This is a genomic window from Roseiflexus castenholzii DSM 13941, from assembly GCF_000017805.1.
Classification (GTDB): domain Bacteria; phylum Chloroflexota; class Chloroflexia; order Chloroflexales; family Roseiflexaceae; genus Roseiflexus; species Roseiflexus castenholzii.
Genome location: NC_009767.1, coordinates 3,311,174 through 3,328,123, shown reverse-complemented (window position 1 = coordinate 3,328,123; position 16,950 = coordinate 3,311,174). Strand labels below are relative to the sequence as shown.

The window sequence follows — 16,950 nt, the reverse complement described above, 5'->3', positions numbered from 1 at the left end:
ACGCATTCGCTTCTTCTAAACCTGGCGCCTCTATCCTTTGAGATGAGAGGAGATCATTACATGCGACATCCTTTCCGATGGCTTCTGATCCTGGTTCTGTTGACGCCGCTGCTAGCAGCGTGCGGCGCCGGCGGTGGCGACGGAGGGTTCCTGGGAGGCAATACCGTCGAAGTCAGCATTGCCTACGGCAGCGAAAAGCGTGCATGGCTCGAAGAGGCGGTTCGACAATTCAACGCTGCCGGGCGGAAAACGGCGAGCGGAGCATCCATTCAAGTGGTGGCGACGCCAATGGGTTCAACCGACTCGATGAACCAGATTCTGAGCGGCGCCATTCAGCCGACCGTCTGGAGTCCGGCGAGCAGGATTCTGCTGCCGGTCGCCAACGATGAATGGGGCAAACGCAACAATGGCGCAACGCTCGTCGATGAAAATGCGCCGCTCCTGGTGCTCAGCCCGGTTGTCATTGCCATGTGGAAGCCGATGGCGGAAGCGCTCGGCTGGCCCAACAAACCGCTCGGCTGGTCCGACATCGCCGAACTGTCGGCAAGCGGCAAAACCTGGGCGGACTTCGGCAGACCGGAGTGGGGTCCGTTGCAGTTCGGTCACACCCATCCTGATTATTCGAACAGCGGGGTAGCGACGATTATTGCGATCAGTTATGCCGCCGCCGAAAAAACCCGTGGCTTGACCGTCGCCGATGTGCAGAATCCAAAAACGGCGGAGTTCATGCGGAATATCGAGAGCGGCGTCATTCACTACGGCGAAAGCACCGGCTTTTTCGCCGACCAGATGTTCAACCGGGGACCGGGATACCTCTCGGCGGCGGTGCTGTACGAAAATCTGGTGATCGAAGCCTACAATCGTGATCGCTATCCCTCCGTCTCTCTCCCGGTCGTTGCCATTTATCCGAAGGAAGGCACGTTCTGGACTGACCATCCCTACGCGATCCTGAACGCGCCGTGGGTGACTGATGAGCAACGCGAGGCGGCGAATATCTTTCTCCGCTATCTGCTCGACCGTCCGCAGCAGGAATTGGCGTTGCGCTACGGCTACCGGCCCAGCAACACCGATGTAGCAGTCGGCGCGCCGATTACGCCGGAGAACGGCGTCGATCCACAGCAACCACAGACGCTTCTCGAAGTGCCGCGCCCGGATGTATTGAGCGCTATTCGTAGCATCTGGGAGCAGAACAAAAAGCGGGTCGACGTGATGGCAGTGCTCGATGTTTCTGGCAGTATGGAGGACGAAGGGCGTTTGGAGCAGGCAAAAGCGGCGCTGCGCATCTTCGTCGAGCAGTTGCAGGACGATGATGGTTTCGGGTTGACGATCTTCAGCGACCAGGCGACTGTGCTGACGCCGATCTCGCCCATCGGTTCCAGGCGCACCGAGGTTCTCAACCGCATCGCCGGGTTGACGCCGCGTGGCGGGACGCGCCTGCTCGATACGGTGGTTGAGGCGTATCAGGAATTGACCGCAACACCGCCCGGTCAGCGCATTCGCGCGGTTGTGGTGCTGACCGACGGGCTGGACAATAGAAGCCAGCGTTCAGCGGAAGACGTGCTCGATCTGCTCAGGCAGGATAGAGAAGGGTACAGCATCAAAGTGTTCACCATTGCGTTCGGTGGTGATGCTGATGTACACTTGCTGAAGGAGATTGCCAGTGCTACCGGGGCGAAGAGTTACGTTGGCAAACCTGGCGAGCGTGGCGCAATTGAGCGTATCTATCAGGATATTACGACATTCTTTTGAGGTGAGGCTACCGGTATGAATATGACGCTCCTTCTATTGGTGGCGCGCCAGCCACTGGCAATCACCGTGCTGATTGTCGCAATCATCGCCGGTTTGACCATTGCCCTCTGGCTGCTCCCGCTCGGATTGCTGGCATATGCGCTCATGATCTTTTTCTCTCTACGCGACCCGGTGTTGATCGACGCTGCGCGTCGTCCGCCGCCAACGCCACGCCCGCGCCTTACCAGTCCCACATTTCGCGCCCAGATCGAAGCCATTGAGCGAACCCAGCAGGAGATTGCCCGGAGCGCAGCGCAGGCGGGCGGTCCGCTGGCGCGCCTCTTGCTGCCCATTGCCGACCAGGGGCGCGAACTGGTGGAGGAAGCGTATCTCCTGGCAGATAAAGGGCAGATCATTGAACGCTACCTTGCGTCGGTTGATCGCCACAAACTCGAGCAGGACATTGCGACTATCGACCGGCAAATGCGCGCCACGCAAGACCCGTACACCCTGACGCAACTGGAAGAAACGCGTCGGGCACGGCTGGAGAAAATCCAGAACGTGCATGACCTGGATACCTACATCGGGCGAATCAGTGCGCAATTGCAGAATATCAGCGCCAGCCTCGACAACGTGCTGGCAGAGACGGTGCGCCTGCGCACTGCCGACGCAGCCAGCGCCAGTAGCGCGACCGGCCAGGTGGCGCGGCGCCTGGCAGACCTCAAATCGGACATGGACGCATTCCAGGCGGTGCTCGACACCGCCCTGGCGCGCAGTGGGGCGGTGTAATACAGGGCGAACGGCGCGAGGTGTGAGGCCAGTGGCAGGGCGCCTTCGCCGTCGCACCCGCCTGGGGAATCGCATCCCATGCCGGGCGAACGGCGCGAGGCGGGAGGCGCGGGGGAGGGGCATGCCGGGGCGTGCCCACGCCGATGGCGCCCCGACGCCCGTGAGGATGGCAAGGACAAGACGCACCATCGATGCGCCCATGCGCGTGCAGCGATGGTGCACCACTGAGAAGGGGTAGATTATGCGACACGCCAGGCGATCCTGCACACCGTTCGTCCTCCTGCTCATCATCGGATTAATCGCCTCAGCGTGCGGCGACCTGAACGTCGGAGACGGAGCGCCCGCTAATGCCATCACGATCACCATCGCCTACAGCCCCGAAAAAGAGGAATGGCTGAAGGATCGCATTGCTGCCTTCAACCGTTCGCGCGTACAGGTCGATGGACGCCCGGTTGTCGTTGAGGGGATCAACAAGTCGAGCGGCGCCGCGCGCACCGAGATAAGAAATGGACAACTGACGACAACGATCTGGTCTCCTTCGGCATCGACCTGGCTGGAAGTATTGAAGTATGAGGGTGGCAATCCCAATGTGGCAGTCTCGAACCAACCACTGGTTCTGACGCCGGTGGTTATTTCGATGTGGCGACCCATGGCTGAGGCGATGGGGTGGCCCGACAAACCGATTGGCTGGTCGGATATGCTGGCGCTGATCGAGGATCCGCAGGGATGGGGCGCTTATGGACATCCTGAATGGGGACGTTTCAGTTGGGGGCATACCGACCCGGAGATCAGCACAACGGCGCTTTCGACATTACTGGCGGAGTTCTACGCCGCCACCGGCAAACAGCGCGACCTGACCGTCGCCGATATTCAGAAGCCGGAGAGTCAGGAGTTTATCCGCAAACTGGGGCAGGGAATCAAGCACTACGGCTACAACACCCTTGTCTTCAGCGAGAATATGCGGAAATTCGGGATGGGCTACATCTCGGCATTTCCGATGGAAGAGATCACACTCATCGACTTCAACAAGAACAAAAATCCGCCAACGCCGCTGGTGGCGATTTACCCGCGTGAGGGAACCTTCTGGCACGACAATCCGTTCATCCTTATGACGAGCGCCTCGGACCAGGAGCGGCGCGCTGCGGAGCAGTTCTACGATTTCCTACTGAGCGACGAGAGCCAGCGGCTGGCGATGAGTTACGGCTTTCGCCCGGCAAACGTGAATGTGCCCCTGTCCGACCCAATCAGCCTGGCATATGGCGTGCAGCCGCAGGGTGTGCAGAGTGTTCTGCCTGTGCCGCCAGCCGAGGTGATCGTCGCTGCCAAGAATGCCTGGTCGCTCAACCGCAAACGCGCCGATATTTTGCTCGTTGTCGATGTCTCCGGCTCGATGGAAGGCGACAAACTGGAGGCGGCGAAAGCCGGACTTGGAACTTTCTTGAGCCGTATTCTGCCAGAGGATCGCGTCGGTCTTGTGACCTTTTCGACCGAATCGCGCCTGGTTGTGCCGCCAGCGCCACTGTCGGACACGCGTATCAGGCTCGATGATGCCATTGCCGTCATGCGCGCCCAGGGTAGAACGGCGCTGTACGACGCGCTGATCGATGGGAAAGAGGCGCTCGACAGCCTCCCCTCAACCGGCGATGATCGCATTCGTGCAATTGTCCTGCTCTCGGATGGCCTGGACAACTCCAGTCGGGCAACGCTCGAACAGGTGCGCCTGGCATTCGAGGAGTCAGGTATCAGCATCTTTCCCGTCGCTTACGGCGCCGATGCGGATACTGACGCCTTGCAACAGATCGCCACATTTTCACGCACCATCCTGGTGCAGGGCGACGCCGGTGACATCGGTCAGATTTTCGAGAATCTGAGCAGGTATTTCTAGAGTGGAGGAGCGCCCCTGTGCAGGCGCTCCTCCGCAGATTGCCCGTTATCGCCTCGGACATCACCTCCCTCCCTTTGCGACGGAAGGCTGGAGTGTGCTATTATCGTCAGGGCTGCTGGTCTGACGCTGTGCGCCGCCGGTTACGCACGGTGTATGATGGTCTATCGTATCCCTACGGCTCACCTGGTAATGTTTTTGTTACACTAAACTCGTACTCTTACTCACAAGGATTTGCCCTTCTTGCATAAACGGAAATGCAACCAAAGCGTATCACCCGTGCGAAAGGAGATTGCTGCTTGCTCTAATCCAATTCTGCCTGGCGCTGCCGCTAGCGTATACTGAAATGTACCTCCGAGCGCATCCTCTGTGTGCTATTGGCGCCGATGGTTCGCTCCACCCGGCGCTCGAAGACACCGGATGATGAACGAACTCCCGGTGCGTCTCCGTCTCCTCTACCGGCGCGCATCTGTATCTCGCCATCGGTATCTCCAAAAGACTGCTCCGCTGTTACTCGATTTTTTGGAGGCTGTCACTATGCTCAAGCAGCGCCGTTTCTCACTCGTTTCATCCGCTGCGTTGATTGCGCTGATCACTCTGCTTCTGCTGTTGATCGCAGTACGTTTGTATCCGGTGGTCCACCCGGACCCGATTCGCGCCGCGTGGCAGCGCGCGCTGAGCGCCGGCGCCTACCGCTTCGACGCTACGATCACGATTGTCACGGACCCCACTGCTTCGCCGGTCAACGCCGGTCACCCACCTGAACGCCACGAGATCTATCTGAAGGGCAACGTCGATGTGCCGGCAGAGAAGGTCGAACTGCGCTTATGGTCGCAAGGCGGTAATGTGATGACCGGTGAAGGCAGCGTGATGCTGCGCATCATTGCCGGACAGACGTGGGTGCGCCAGGGTGAAGGTGCGTGGGAGGAGTATAGCGGGTTGGGCGATCTCTTTGCGCCCGGCGGTGATGTGCTGGGGTATCTGAACGCGGTGCGCGATGTACAATCGTTGGGCGAGCACGATGTGAGTGGGAGGGTGATGACGCGCTATGCCTTTCGCCTCGATGGTATGGCTTTAGAGCGCTATCTGCGTGAGCGCCAGCAGTCGGCGCTGCGGCGCGCGAATCGCCTGCCGCCGGGGGCTGAGCTGCGCCCGTCCGATGAGTACAACCGCTTGAGCGGCACGGGTGAGGTGTGGCTCGATGCCGATGGCTTTCCCAGACGGCAAATGTTGAATCTGGTCTTGCCGTCTGGCGACGATCAGCCTGCCAGCCGTGCGCAATTGACCATGGATTTTTTTGGCTTCGGTCCCTTGCCGCCGGGCTTGCCGCTGTCCTGGCAGCAGTGGCTGTCGTCGTTGCGCGCGATGAGCGATGCGGCGCTGCCGGTGAGCGCTGCCCTGGTGTTGGGGCTGGGCGCCGCCATTCACTTGATCCGTCGGCGTGGTTCGCGCTGGCTGGTCAGCAGTTTGTCCGTCACTTTGATTGTATCGCTGGTTGGTGATCCGTTGCTCACGGTACAGCGTATCCATGCCGCTCAGACAGCGGCGGTCGAGCAGGCGGTCCAACGCCGTCAGGCGCAAGATGGATTGGAACGCGCGCGATCAATCGAAACGCAATTGCCGCCAGACGTGGCAGCAGCGCATTTGATGGCTGATGTTCTGTTGAGCGAGGCGCGCGGTGATGCAACCGTAGATACCGATGGCGACGGTCTCAGCGATGCGCAAGAGGCGTTGCTCGGAACCAATCCGCAGGTGGCTGCCGATGGCCCGGCTCGCCTGACGGCGCTCACGGTGCAGGCATCAACTGCGTTGTCCAGCGCCCCGGCTTCGTTGGTTGATGATGGCCGCGATACCGACGGCGATGGCTTGACCAACTTCCAGGAGCAGTTTCTTGGCGCCAGCCCGTTCGATGCTGATACCGACGGTGATGGGCTGAGCGATTTTGCTGAAGCAGTTGGGTTTTCGTATGCTGCCAGAGACTGGCGGCTCGATCCGCTAGCGCAGGATACGAACCGGGATGGCGTACTCGATAGCCTTGAGGTTGATCGACACGGCAACCTGGTGCAGGCGCGCGATACCGATGGTGATGGCATTCCCAATGCCTTTGACTATGACGATGATAACGATGGTGTTGTCGACCGGCTCGATCTCTCGCCGTTGACCCACTCGGCTGATCGCGGCGCGTTTCGCGGTGACCGCGCGCTGTGGCTCAAGTTCGATAACCTGAGCGTGAACCGGTTGGTGGCGGTGGATATTCAGGTGCGCCCGCAAGACCAGCGCCAATTGTGGTATGCCCAGAGCCGTTTCGATTGGCCTAACGATAGCGCCGGGCAGGTGCAGGATCGCAATAGCACCACCGATGACATCCAACTGCTGCCGCTACTTGAGATTTCGATCCCGTCCAATTCGTTTGCGACGCTGCCGCCGTATACCAACAACGGCAACGGCAACCTCTCGTCACCGATACTGAGCGCGCAAGGCATTACACTGCGTCAGTCCGACGCCAATACCATTGTCGCTTATGTGCCGCTCAGCCTTGTCACCGATAGTCAGACCGGCCAGCGGGTGGCCTTTTCAGGGCGTATGCTCTATCAAGGCGCGCCCGCGTGGGGGAATGCCCACCGCGTGCGGTTGGTCTGGGCGGTGCAGATGAAGAACGATGTCGATGGCTTCGATCAGCCCGGACTGATTCACGTCTACGCCAGCGAGCCATGGCTTCTGACCGGCATGCAGGTGCGCGAAGACCACGGCGTAGCCGGCGCGTTGGTGGTCGCCGATCCGCAAGCGCAGGGTGATGCGGTTGCCCGCGATGATGCGCTCCTGGCTTTGATTAACGGCTTGAATCAGAGCTTTATGCATGCGCGGGCTGATCTTTCCCCGGCGGCGATTGCTAGCCGTTTCCATCGCCTGAGCAACGGCAGCGTTCCTGCGCAAGAACGTTGGAATTTGCCCAACATCTTTCTTGCCAGCGCCTACAGCCGTAGCGATACGCTGAGCCTGGCCCGCGATGCGGCGACGCTCAACCGCGGTCTACTCGCGCAGATACCGGCTAGCGACCAGCCCTTGATCCTTCACCTGCGCAGCGAGACGTTCCGCGCCCTCAACTTTGACAGTTTGGGCAGCAATGCCGTGTGGTCAGATACGGTCTTGACCATGAATCTGGCTGCCGGGGGCCAGAATGCGGTGTTGGTGCAGACTGCCAATTACCTGAGTATGACTGGCTATGAGTTTACCGGTGGCGATTGGCGGGTGCTGTCGCCGGAGCAGACGGTGCAGCGCTTTGTTGATCGCCATCGCGGGCAGGCCAGCGCCGATGAAGAGACGCGCGAGGGCCAGCTTGTGCTGTTGCGCAACTATCTTGCGGTGCTGATCCAGGGTGTGATGGCGCTGGTCGCCAATGGCGAGCAGCGCCCGATGGTTGGCTTTGCCAGCCCCGATGCGTCACTGGCGCAGATCAACACCGCGCTGGCCGCCCAGGGAGCCGGCGCGCTCAAGCACGCGATCGCGGCGCTCGGTCCGGCGCAAGGGTCAGACACCAATTCGGTGCTGAAGATGATCGGCGGTATCGTAAAGTCGTTGGGTATCTCCTCGGTGCGGGGCGCGGCTGCGGCGTGGGCGGTCTCGAGCAAATTCATGACCAGTTTCAAAGCCAATGCCCAGAATGCAATTCAAGGCGCTATCGTCGCTGCGTTGGTGACCGGTTTGATCCTGGCGGCGACGGCCCATCTCGGCCAGTTCTCGCCCGAACTGAACCGCTGGTTGCTGACCGGCGGCATGGAACTGGTGGCGCACGTTACTTCGTCGGTGGCGACGATTGTGAAAAATGGCATTGACCTTGCCCTAATCGCTAAATTCGGCTTGCAGAAGATTACGGCTGCTTCAGCGGCGCTCACGATCTTCGTCGGCGGGGTGCTGGTAGTGGCGACGATCGGTTTAGCGATCTACGAAGCCGTCTCGAATCAGTTGTCGGGTGTGGCGCTGGCGCAACTGATCATTGCAACGGTCTTGCAGGTGGCGTGGATCGTGTTCCTGACCGCGCTGGCATTCATTCCCAAGGTCGGCTTTATCATTGTGGCTGTCATTACCATTATCGATGCGGTGCTATCGGTGATCCTCTCGGTGATCCTGGGCCGCGCCACCACCTTTTCGTCGTGGTTTTTCCAACAAATCGCCCGCTTTATCGTCGATGAGTCGCGCTACTTGACCGTGCGCCCAACGGTGGGGGGCACAAGTCTGGGTCTGCTCAATCCGGCAGCAGGTATGACCGCGTGGAACACCCTCCGCTTCAGTGCGACCATCTACCCGAATCTGGCGTGGAACCCTAACCGGATCGGCAACCGCTGGTTTGGCAACCCCTGGAACGACTGGCAGGCCCGTCAGCGCGTCTCCGGCGCGGTTTCGCTGGCTGATCATGAGCAGAACCTGAGCGTATCACCCGGCTGGCCGCCGATCCAGGGCGAATATCCGCGCCACTTCGATTTCTCCTTCCCGGCGGGCATCAATCGTTCGACTGCGCTCTGGATGAATACCGCCTTCAATCTGCCATACAAGCGCTGTATCTTCCTCTGGTGCGGCGCATATGATGATGTGCAGCGCCATAACACTCGCCTGGCCGATAGTGTCGTCTTCGACGTCTTTCCGGCAACGCTTGATGAATTTGTGCGCATGGATTGGGGTGGTCCTGTTGCCTTCCCGCCGTTGCCCGACGCCGATTTTGATGGCCTTCGCCGTGAAGTCGATCCGAACGAGAGCACGTGGGATGCCGATGGCGATGGTCTCGGCGATGCCTTTGAGGTGCGACGCGCCAACGAAGGAATGCGCTTCAATCCACGGCTGGCCGATACCGACGGCGATGGACTCGGTGATGCGGTTGAGGCGCGCTGGGGCGCCGACCCGACCCGACCCGATACCGATGGCGATGGTCTGAGCGATGTCCTGGAGGTGAACGGCCAGTTCGTAACGGTGAGTGGGCGGCTGGTGCTGATCCGCACCAGCCCGCTGGCTGCCGACTCGCGCGGCGATGGCGTGTCCGATGCGGTCTGGCTCAACCAGGGTGGTTCGGTGGCGGCGCGCTCGCGGCTTGGCGCCTGGCCGCTCAGCGCGACATTCGCCGACTCGTCCGGCGGAATTGCGTTTGGTTGTCCGCCAGGGAATTGCCCTGCCGCTGGAGTGACAGTAGCCGGGCGCACCGGTACGCGCTTTGATGGCAATCAATTTCTGGTGATGAGTGACGAGCGCTTCCGCCTGGCGGATGAAATGACCTTCGCGGTCTGGATCTATCCCACTGCCAACGCCAACGGCATTCTGATCAACCGCGAAGGCGAGTATGAAGTTGCCCGCTTCCCTGATGGCACGATTCAGTGGGCGTTTGCCAACGCCAATCCTGGCTGGGCATGGATCAACACCGGCGCAGTTGCGCCGCTCAATCAGTGGACGCACGTGACAGTGACGTATAACCGTGGCGTGGTGACGACGTACCTCAACGGCGCTGCCGTGCATACCTACAACGGGGCAGGTGCGATAAGCGATGTCGATTGGACGCAGAATGAACTGCGTCTCGGCGACCGCCAGCACACGCCACAGCGCTTCGTGGGTCTCCTCGCTCACGCCCGGCTTTTCAACCGTGCCCTGCCGGCCGCCGAAGTCAGCGCGCAGCCGGGTCTGTCGGCGCTGGCGGCATTTGCGCCAGCCAGTACGCCTGCCGAGCTGACTGCGCCGCAAGCGCCGATCGGCGTCTTCCCCACCGCCAATGATGACAATCTTGTGGTGCGGCCCGGCCAATCGCTGGTCTACACCGTCACGCTGCGCTACCTCCCGCCCGATGGCCGCCCGCTGCGCGGTGCGGTCTGGCTGAATACGCCGCGCACCAGCTTCCCAGCTCAATCGTTTGAGTTGCTGCCGGGCCAGGAACAGAGCTTTGTGAGCAATCTGACCATCCCGGCTGATGCGCCGGAAGGTCCGTTTGTGCTCGATGCGATCACGCAATACAGTTTGGGCGGCAATCCGACAGCGCGCTGGGTGCAACCGACTTTTGTCGAGCGGTCCGGGTCCGATGTGAGCGCTGCGGCGGCTGCGGCTTCTCCCGGCGCCGCAGCGCCTTACGCGTTGGTGACGTCCAGCGGTGGACAAATCTTCTTCTTCGCTGCCCAGCCTACAAGTCTGCCGGCGCCGGTGAACGTAGGGAGTGGGACGCAACCGGCGGTAGCATGCCAGAACGGCGCCTGCCTGGTGGTGTGGCAGAGCAGCGGGACGATCCGCGCAGCCCGCGTTGCCGACGGGGTGGTCTCAACGCCGGTGACGCTCGGCAACGGGACAGCCCCAGCAGTGGCGAGCAATGGGAGTGGCTTTGTGGTGGCGTGGCTCGACAATGGCGTCGTGCGCACTCAGCGCGTCGCCGCGAATGGTGCCGTGACCGGTTCGCTGCTCACGCTCGACAGTAATGCGCAGTCCGGTAGTGCAGTGGCGGTGGCAGCCGCAGGCGCGAACTACGTCATCGCCTACGAACGAGGAACGGCATCGCAGCGCGATATCTGGTTGGTGCAGCTCGATAATGCCGGCGCGAGCGCTCCGGTGCAGGTCACTGCCACATCTGATGATGAGACCAAACCGGCGCTGGCTCATCATGCAGCCTTTGGACGAGTCTTGTTGGTCTACCTGCGCAACGGCTCGGTCGTCGGTCGCCTGCTGGACGGTACGGCTGTGCTCGCCGAAGCACCGTTGCTCTCAGATGGTCGCGTTGATCTGACGAACCTCGCCGTGACTGCCGCCGCCGATCACTTTGTGGTGGCTGCCAGCACGCGGATGGACAATCGCGCCCATCTTCTCTATCAGGCTGTTGATGGTCAAAACCGCCTGTTGGGTAGCCCGCAACGCTTTGCATGGCTCACCGACGCGCCATCTGGCTTGAGCGCGGCACTGGCGTGCGCCACCGGCCAACCGTGCGTGGTCGCGCTGGCGGGGTTGAGTGGCAGTGGCGGTACGCAGATTGGCACATTGCAAGCCCAGATTGTCGGTGAAGAGTCGGGCTTGCTCGATAGTGGCACCCTGCCTGCCCCGCTGCGGTTGGTGGTCGATAACACGCCACCGGTGGCCAGCATCGTCTCGCTGGTCGATGGCAGCTACGTGCCGGCAGCCAACGTGAATAGCGGCCTGGTGGTGAGTGGGGTGATTACCGATGCCAATCCGCTTAAGCAGGTTGAGATCAGCCTGAACAACGGACCATGGCAGGCGGTGACACCCGGCGCGACGTGGGCAGCCACCATCGACGTGGGCAGCCTGCCGGAAGGTGCGCATACTCTGCGCGTGCGTGCTGGCGATGCAGCCGGCAATCAGGGAGCGCCGAGCGCGCCGGTCACGTTCCTGGTTGATCGCACACCGCCAGCGCTGGCGCTCACACCGGATGTGCCGGTCGGCACTGTCCGCCCGACGCTCGATGCCCGCGGCGGCTGGGTCTTCCCCCTGGCTGGAACGCTCAACGACGCGGCCAGTGGTAGTGCTCAACTGACGATCGAATTGCTGCCAGCCAGCGCCGGCGCCGTGACGAGCGCATCACAAGAGGTCACCGCCACCGGCGGGTTGTGGCAGCACAACTACCGTCTCATCACCGGCGGCGGGCTTGATGGGCGGGTGACGCCGCCAACCGGCGCGTATACGGTCACGCTACGTGCCGCCGATCTGGCCGGGAATGTGTTGATGCTTGAACGGCCAACCCTGCTCAGGCTCGACGCAACGCCGCCTGCCTTCACGCTAACGACTGATCCCGGTGAGAGCATAACTACCACGCTCACCCTGACCGGCATCGTGACCGATACCGGTTCGGTAGCGAGCGGGGTGCAGTCGCTCGAAGCGGCGTGGGCGCCGCTCGAACAGGCTGATGCGCTGGCCGGCGCGGCGGTGCGGCTGCCGTTTGATGAGCCGGTGGGGAGTGAGGCGTTTGCCGATGCGGTTGATGCCGCGTTGATTGCAACGTGCAGCGGCGCGAATTGCCCGCAGGTGGTGGCAAATGGTCGGGTGGGGCAGGGTCTCAATCTGAGCAGCTCGCATACCCTGACCATGACCGATCGACTGGGTGATCTGAGTAGCTTCAGTGTGGCAGCGTGGTTCGACGGGTCTGGGCGGGTGTTCGAGCGCGGCCAGGCCGGTCAAGCCGGGTATGTCGAACTCACGACCAGCAGCGCCCAACTGCGCGGCAATAGTGGCGCATGCTCGGTCTCGTTCACGCCGACCGGCACGGGCTGGCGGCATGTGGCGGCAACCTATGACGGCACAGCGTTGACCGTCTACGGTGATAACGTCGCGGTGGCGACCACACCATGCGCCGTCGGCGCGCTACCCGCCGCCGACGCCCGTCTTGGCGGATTCACCGGACGGATCGATGAAGTCTATCTGTACGGTTACGCGCTCGCCGCCGACGAAGTGACCCATCTGCGCGCAGCAGCGGATCAGAACTGGGAGAGCGTCACGCTCACCACACCCGGCGCTGCTGCTAGTGCGTGGAGTATGCCCGTGCCGCCTAATCTCGACGGGATGTACGCGCTGGTGATGCGCGCTACCGACGCGTTGGGCAATCGTACCGTCGATCCTGCTGGCGTGATCGTCTGGCGTGGTATGGTTGATCAGCGCGGACCGCAGGTGACGGTGACGGTAGCCCAGCAGGGCAGCGGCGCGCTGGCGCGCACCACGATTACCTGCCAGGCCCGTGACATCAACCTCGCCAGCGTCACGCTGGATTGCCCTGTGCCGGGCGGCACAATCCTTGAGCAAAACGACTCCCTCGTCTACTACCAGCCTCCGGCGTGGCGTCGGCTGAGCGACGAGTTGCGGCTGCTGCATGGGCGCGATGTGACCTATGTAGTCGATGGGCATATTACCTACACTACGCCAGCGACTGCCCAGGACACGCTGGGCCGCACCGGCAACGGCACACCGCAGCCGGTTACGCCACCAGCGCCGGTGGTTGATCTGCTCGTCACTTCACCGACCGGCAATGTCTTCACCACGCTCGATCCGATTACGGTGGCCGGCAATGTGCGGGCTGATGCTGGTTTGAACCGAGTGCGGGTATTGGTGAATGGCGGGCAGATCTTCGAGCAGACGTGGACTGGCGATCTGACCGGCGCGTTCTCGACCTCGTGGACACCGCCAGCCGAGGGGCGGTACGCGCTGGAAGTGCAGGTGACCGATCAGAGCAGTCGCCTCGCCACGCGCCAGATCACGCTCTTTGTCGATACAGCACCCCCCACTGCCCTTGGTTTTGCCACCCCGGTCTTGACCACTGCCAACACCCTGAGTGACACGCTGGCGCTGCCGATTCAAGTCGCCGATACCGGCGTGATCACCCGTATGCAAGCCTCGTTTGATGGCTCGACGTGGATCGACGCAACCCCTGATCCGAGCATGAGTGGGCGCTGGTGGGCGCCGCTCAATCAACCGGCCAACGATCTCGATAACTGGTCGTTTACGATGGATCTGCGGGCGATGGATGCCGCCGGGCGAGTGATCACGGCTACGGCGCAGCCGATGGTGGTCGATGTGCGCCCGCCGGCGGCGCAGACGGCTACCCTGCGACTGATCGGGGGTGCAACGCTGAGCAATGGCGCCATCGTGCGCACTGCTGGCGTCGGCTTGCGGATGGAATGGGTTGCCGGCAGCGATAACGCCGGTCCGGTCACCTTCCGCGCAGGTTGGAGTACTGACCGTGAGCCGAACCTGGCCGGTCTGACCGCGTATGGGGCGGGCGCCGGCAGTCACGATCTGCCCACTCCGCCTGAAGGCAGCATCCTGTACGCGCACCTGGTGCAGCAGGATGCCAATGGCAACCAACGCATCCAGACCTTCGGGCCAATCATCTACGATACCCGGCTCACGCCCGATGCTGTCTCTCAAACCGGCGCCCCTTTGCCGGAACGAGCAATTGCCACCGGATGGCTCGATGGACCCTGCGCGCTGGTGGGACAGAACAGTGCGTTGTCCCGCCGCGCCAGCGAGCTGGCTGCCACCCGCGACGTGCAACGTCTCTTCGCAGGCTGGGATGATCGCGCGTTGCGGTTGGCGTGGCGCGGCGCAATCTGGGGCGCGAGCGAGGATCTGTACCTCTACCTCGATACCGCGACTGGCGGCGCGACTGCGGTCTATACGCAAGGGATGTCGTCTGGTCAACCCGATCTGCGCCTGCCCGCCGGCTTTGCGCCCGATTATCTGCTGCGAGTAGACGACGCGCAGACCATCGGTTTGTTGCGCTGGAACGGCGCCGCGTGGGTCGCGGTCAGTGGGGCGTGGCAGGCGTGGAGCGATGCAGCCCAACCTGATTTGTTCGAGGCTTATCTGCCGTTTGCTACCCTTGACATCACGAGTCCGGCAACGACGCCGGTGAGTCTTGTGGCTTACGCTACTGAAGAAGACAGCCTGCGCATATGGTCTGTGATGCCGGCCAACAATCCGCTCACCAGCCCGCGTGTGCTCAATAGCCGCAGCAGCGAAGCGATCAACAATCAGATTGCGCTGACGAACGCGATCGCGTGGTCCAATCTTGGTTCTGGCGTGTGCCCCGGCGAAGGGCAGATCGTTGCCGACGTGCGCTTCCGCATCACGGCCACGCCGGTTGGTGCGATCTACTCGATCTTCACCGACGAGATGATCAATGCCCAGGAACTGCTCTATGACGACAGCAGCCAGGTCGATAGCCAGCAACTGGCTGAAATCGACAACTACCATCCGTCGTTGTTTGAAGGACAGACTATCACCTACACGATCCACTACGAAAATGTGGGTGAAGCGCTGGCGACCAACGTGCAGGCGTGGATTGTCAATTGGGGATCGCTACGGCTGCCGGGCGGAAACCTTGTTATCGGCTCTGGCGGACCCTACTACGAACAGTTCATCAATCTGGGCACGATCGCGCCCAACAGTAGTGGAACCGTCACCTTTACCGGTGTGGTTGATCGCCAGGTTGCACGCGACGCCAGCGAAGACGAAGAATGGGCCACGGTGGATGTCTCCTTCCACGATGACACCACCGGCTTCGACGACGCACTCGACTGGTTCTTCGTTGACCATCCGGTCGATATCGAGCCGCCGGTGCATGTTGTGATTAACGACCCGTCTGCCTACGTGAAACCCGGTCATGTCACGGTGAGCGGCGAAGCGTGGGATGAGTCGGATGTGCCGCAGATTGAGATCGAGGTGAGGGTGGGAATGGCTACGCCCACGATTACTCCATGCACCGACCTCACCCCTGACGATGGCGAGTGGCGATGCGCAGTGAATATTGGCGCTCCAGCTGACGGGACGCCGGTGGCAATGCGCGCGCGCGCCACCGATGCCGGCGGCCAGACCAGCGACTGGAGCGATCCGGTCGCGCTCATTGTGGACGCGAATGCGCCCCGGCTTATCCTGAGCGATGCCAGCGTTGCGCGCCTGGGAATAGGATCGGTTAGCGTCGGCACTGTGCAACTCGATGGCCGGGTGGAAGACAACCGGTCTGCGCGGGCCGTCGAAATCTGCGTCGACCAACAAGATGGGCGTGGCTTCCAATGCGAAGAGGTGGAGGTTGACGAAAACGACAACTGGAGTTACGCCCTGCCCGTCCGTGAAGGAGTGGCGCAGGCCCCACAGCACGTGCGCCTGACGCCAATCGACCTTGCCGGTAATCGCGGTAGTGCTCAACAGTTCACTTATGTGATTGATACTGTGGCGCCAGCCGTGACCGGCGGGTTGCTACCGCCAACTTCCCCGCTGCTAACCGTCAGCAGCGTGATCGGCGGAAACTACGCCGACGCAGTGGGGGTCACGGGCATCACGGTGCGAGTAGAACGTCCCGATGGGCTGGTCGAGAACGGAGCCGCCGATCTGCAAGGCAACCAGTGGCGTTACGTCGCGTCGCTGAGTGTGCCTGGCGCGCACCGCATCTACATTACTGCGCGCGATGCCGCCGGCAACACGCGCACTATCGGTCCTTTGCAGATCAATGGTCCGTACCGCGTCTTCATGCCGGTGATTGCCAGATAGAGAGGCGGTGCTGGTCCTTCTTTCGAGCGCACTCCTCTCTCCTGCGTGCAGGAGAGGGGAGACTGGCGCCGCGCGGGTCCGTCCCACGGGCTTTATACCAATGACGCGTGACGATGCCGCATGCGTGTCATTCCGCGCGCAGCGACTTGTCATTCCGCGCGCAGCGACTTGTCATTCCGCGCGCAGCGAGGAATCTGCGCGAGGCGCGGGGTGATACCAATGACGCGTGACGATGCCGCATGTGTGTCATTCCGCGCGCAGCGAGGAATCTGCGCGAGGCACGGGGTGATACCGATGACGCTTGACGATGCCGCATGTGTGTCATTCCGAGCGCAGCGAGGAATCTGCGCGAGGCGCGGGGTGATACCGATGACGCTTGACGATGCCGCATGTGTGTCATTCCGAGCCCTTCGCTTCGCTCAGGGTAAACGCAGCGAGGAATCTGGCGGGTCGCGCACGACCCCTCGCGCTGCTCGGGGTGACCATGCCGGATGGTCACAGGGAATTGAAAAGTGTTCCATTTCATCCACTCGGCTTCTTGGCGG

4 protein-coding genes are annotated in these 16,950 nt (G+C 61.9%); all 4 read left to right on the top strand.

What is annotated here, in order from left to right:
- Positions 1–60 precede the first annotated feature (60 nt).
- The 4 genes from RCAS_RS13280 (at position 61) to RCAS_RS13265 (ending at position 16,405) form a co-directional block, all read left to right on the top strand.
- A complete protein-coding gene (locus RCAS_RS13280; RefSeq protein ID WP_012121079.1) occupies positions 61–1,749 on the top strand; it encodes a substrate-binding and vWA domain-containing protein in 1,689 nt (562 codons plus the stop codon).
- Positions 1,750–1,764: 15 nt separating this feature from the next.
- Complete coding sequence (locus tag RCAS_RS13275; protein ID WP_012121078.1) at positions 1,765–2,517, top strand: hypothetical protein; 753 nt, start codon at positions 1,765–1,767, stop codon at positions 2,515–2,517.
- Between the two features lie 241 nt (positions 2,518–2,758).
- Positions 2,759–4,402 carry a VWA domain-containing protein gene (locus RCAS_RS13270; RefSeq protein WP_012121077.1) on the top strand — a complete coding sequence of 548 codons (1,644 nt, stop codon included), beginning with the start codon at positions 2,759–2,761 and terminating at the stop codon, positions 4,400–4,402.
- A 417-nt stretch (positions 4,403–4,819) separates the two neighbouring features.
- Positions 4,820–16,405 (top strand): LamG-like jellyroll fold domain-containing protein, encoded by an 11,586-nt coding sequence (locus tag RCAS_RS13265; protein WP_012121076.1) that lies wholly within the window; start codon positions 4,820–4,822, stop codon positions 16,403–16,405.
- Positions 16,406–16,950: the final 545 nt, after the last annotated feature.

Excerpts from the sequence above, each read along its gene's own strand:
- RCAS_RS13270 (WP_012121077.1), top strand. The coding sequence starts at position 2,759 with ATGCGACACGCCAGGCGATCCTGCACACCGTTCGTCCTCCTGCTCATC.
- RCAS_RS13265 (WP_012121076.1), top strand. The coding sequence starts at position 4,820 with ATGATGAACGAACTCCCGGTGCGTCTCCGTCTCCTCTACCGGCGCGCA.
- RCAS_RS13280 (WP_012121079.1), top strand. The coding sequence starts at position 61 with ATGCGACATCCTTTCCGATGGCTTCTGATCCTGGTTCTGTTGACGCCG.
- RCAS_RS13275 (WP_012121078.1), top strand. The coding sequence starts at position 1,765 with ATGAATATGACGCTCCTTCTATTGGTGGCGCGCCAGCCACTGGCAATC.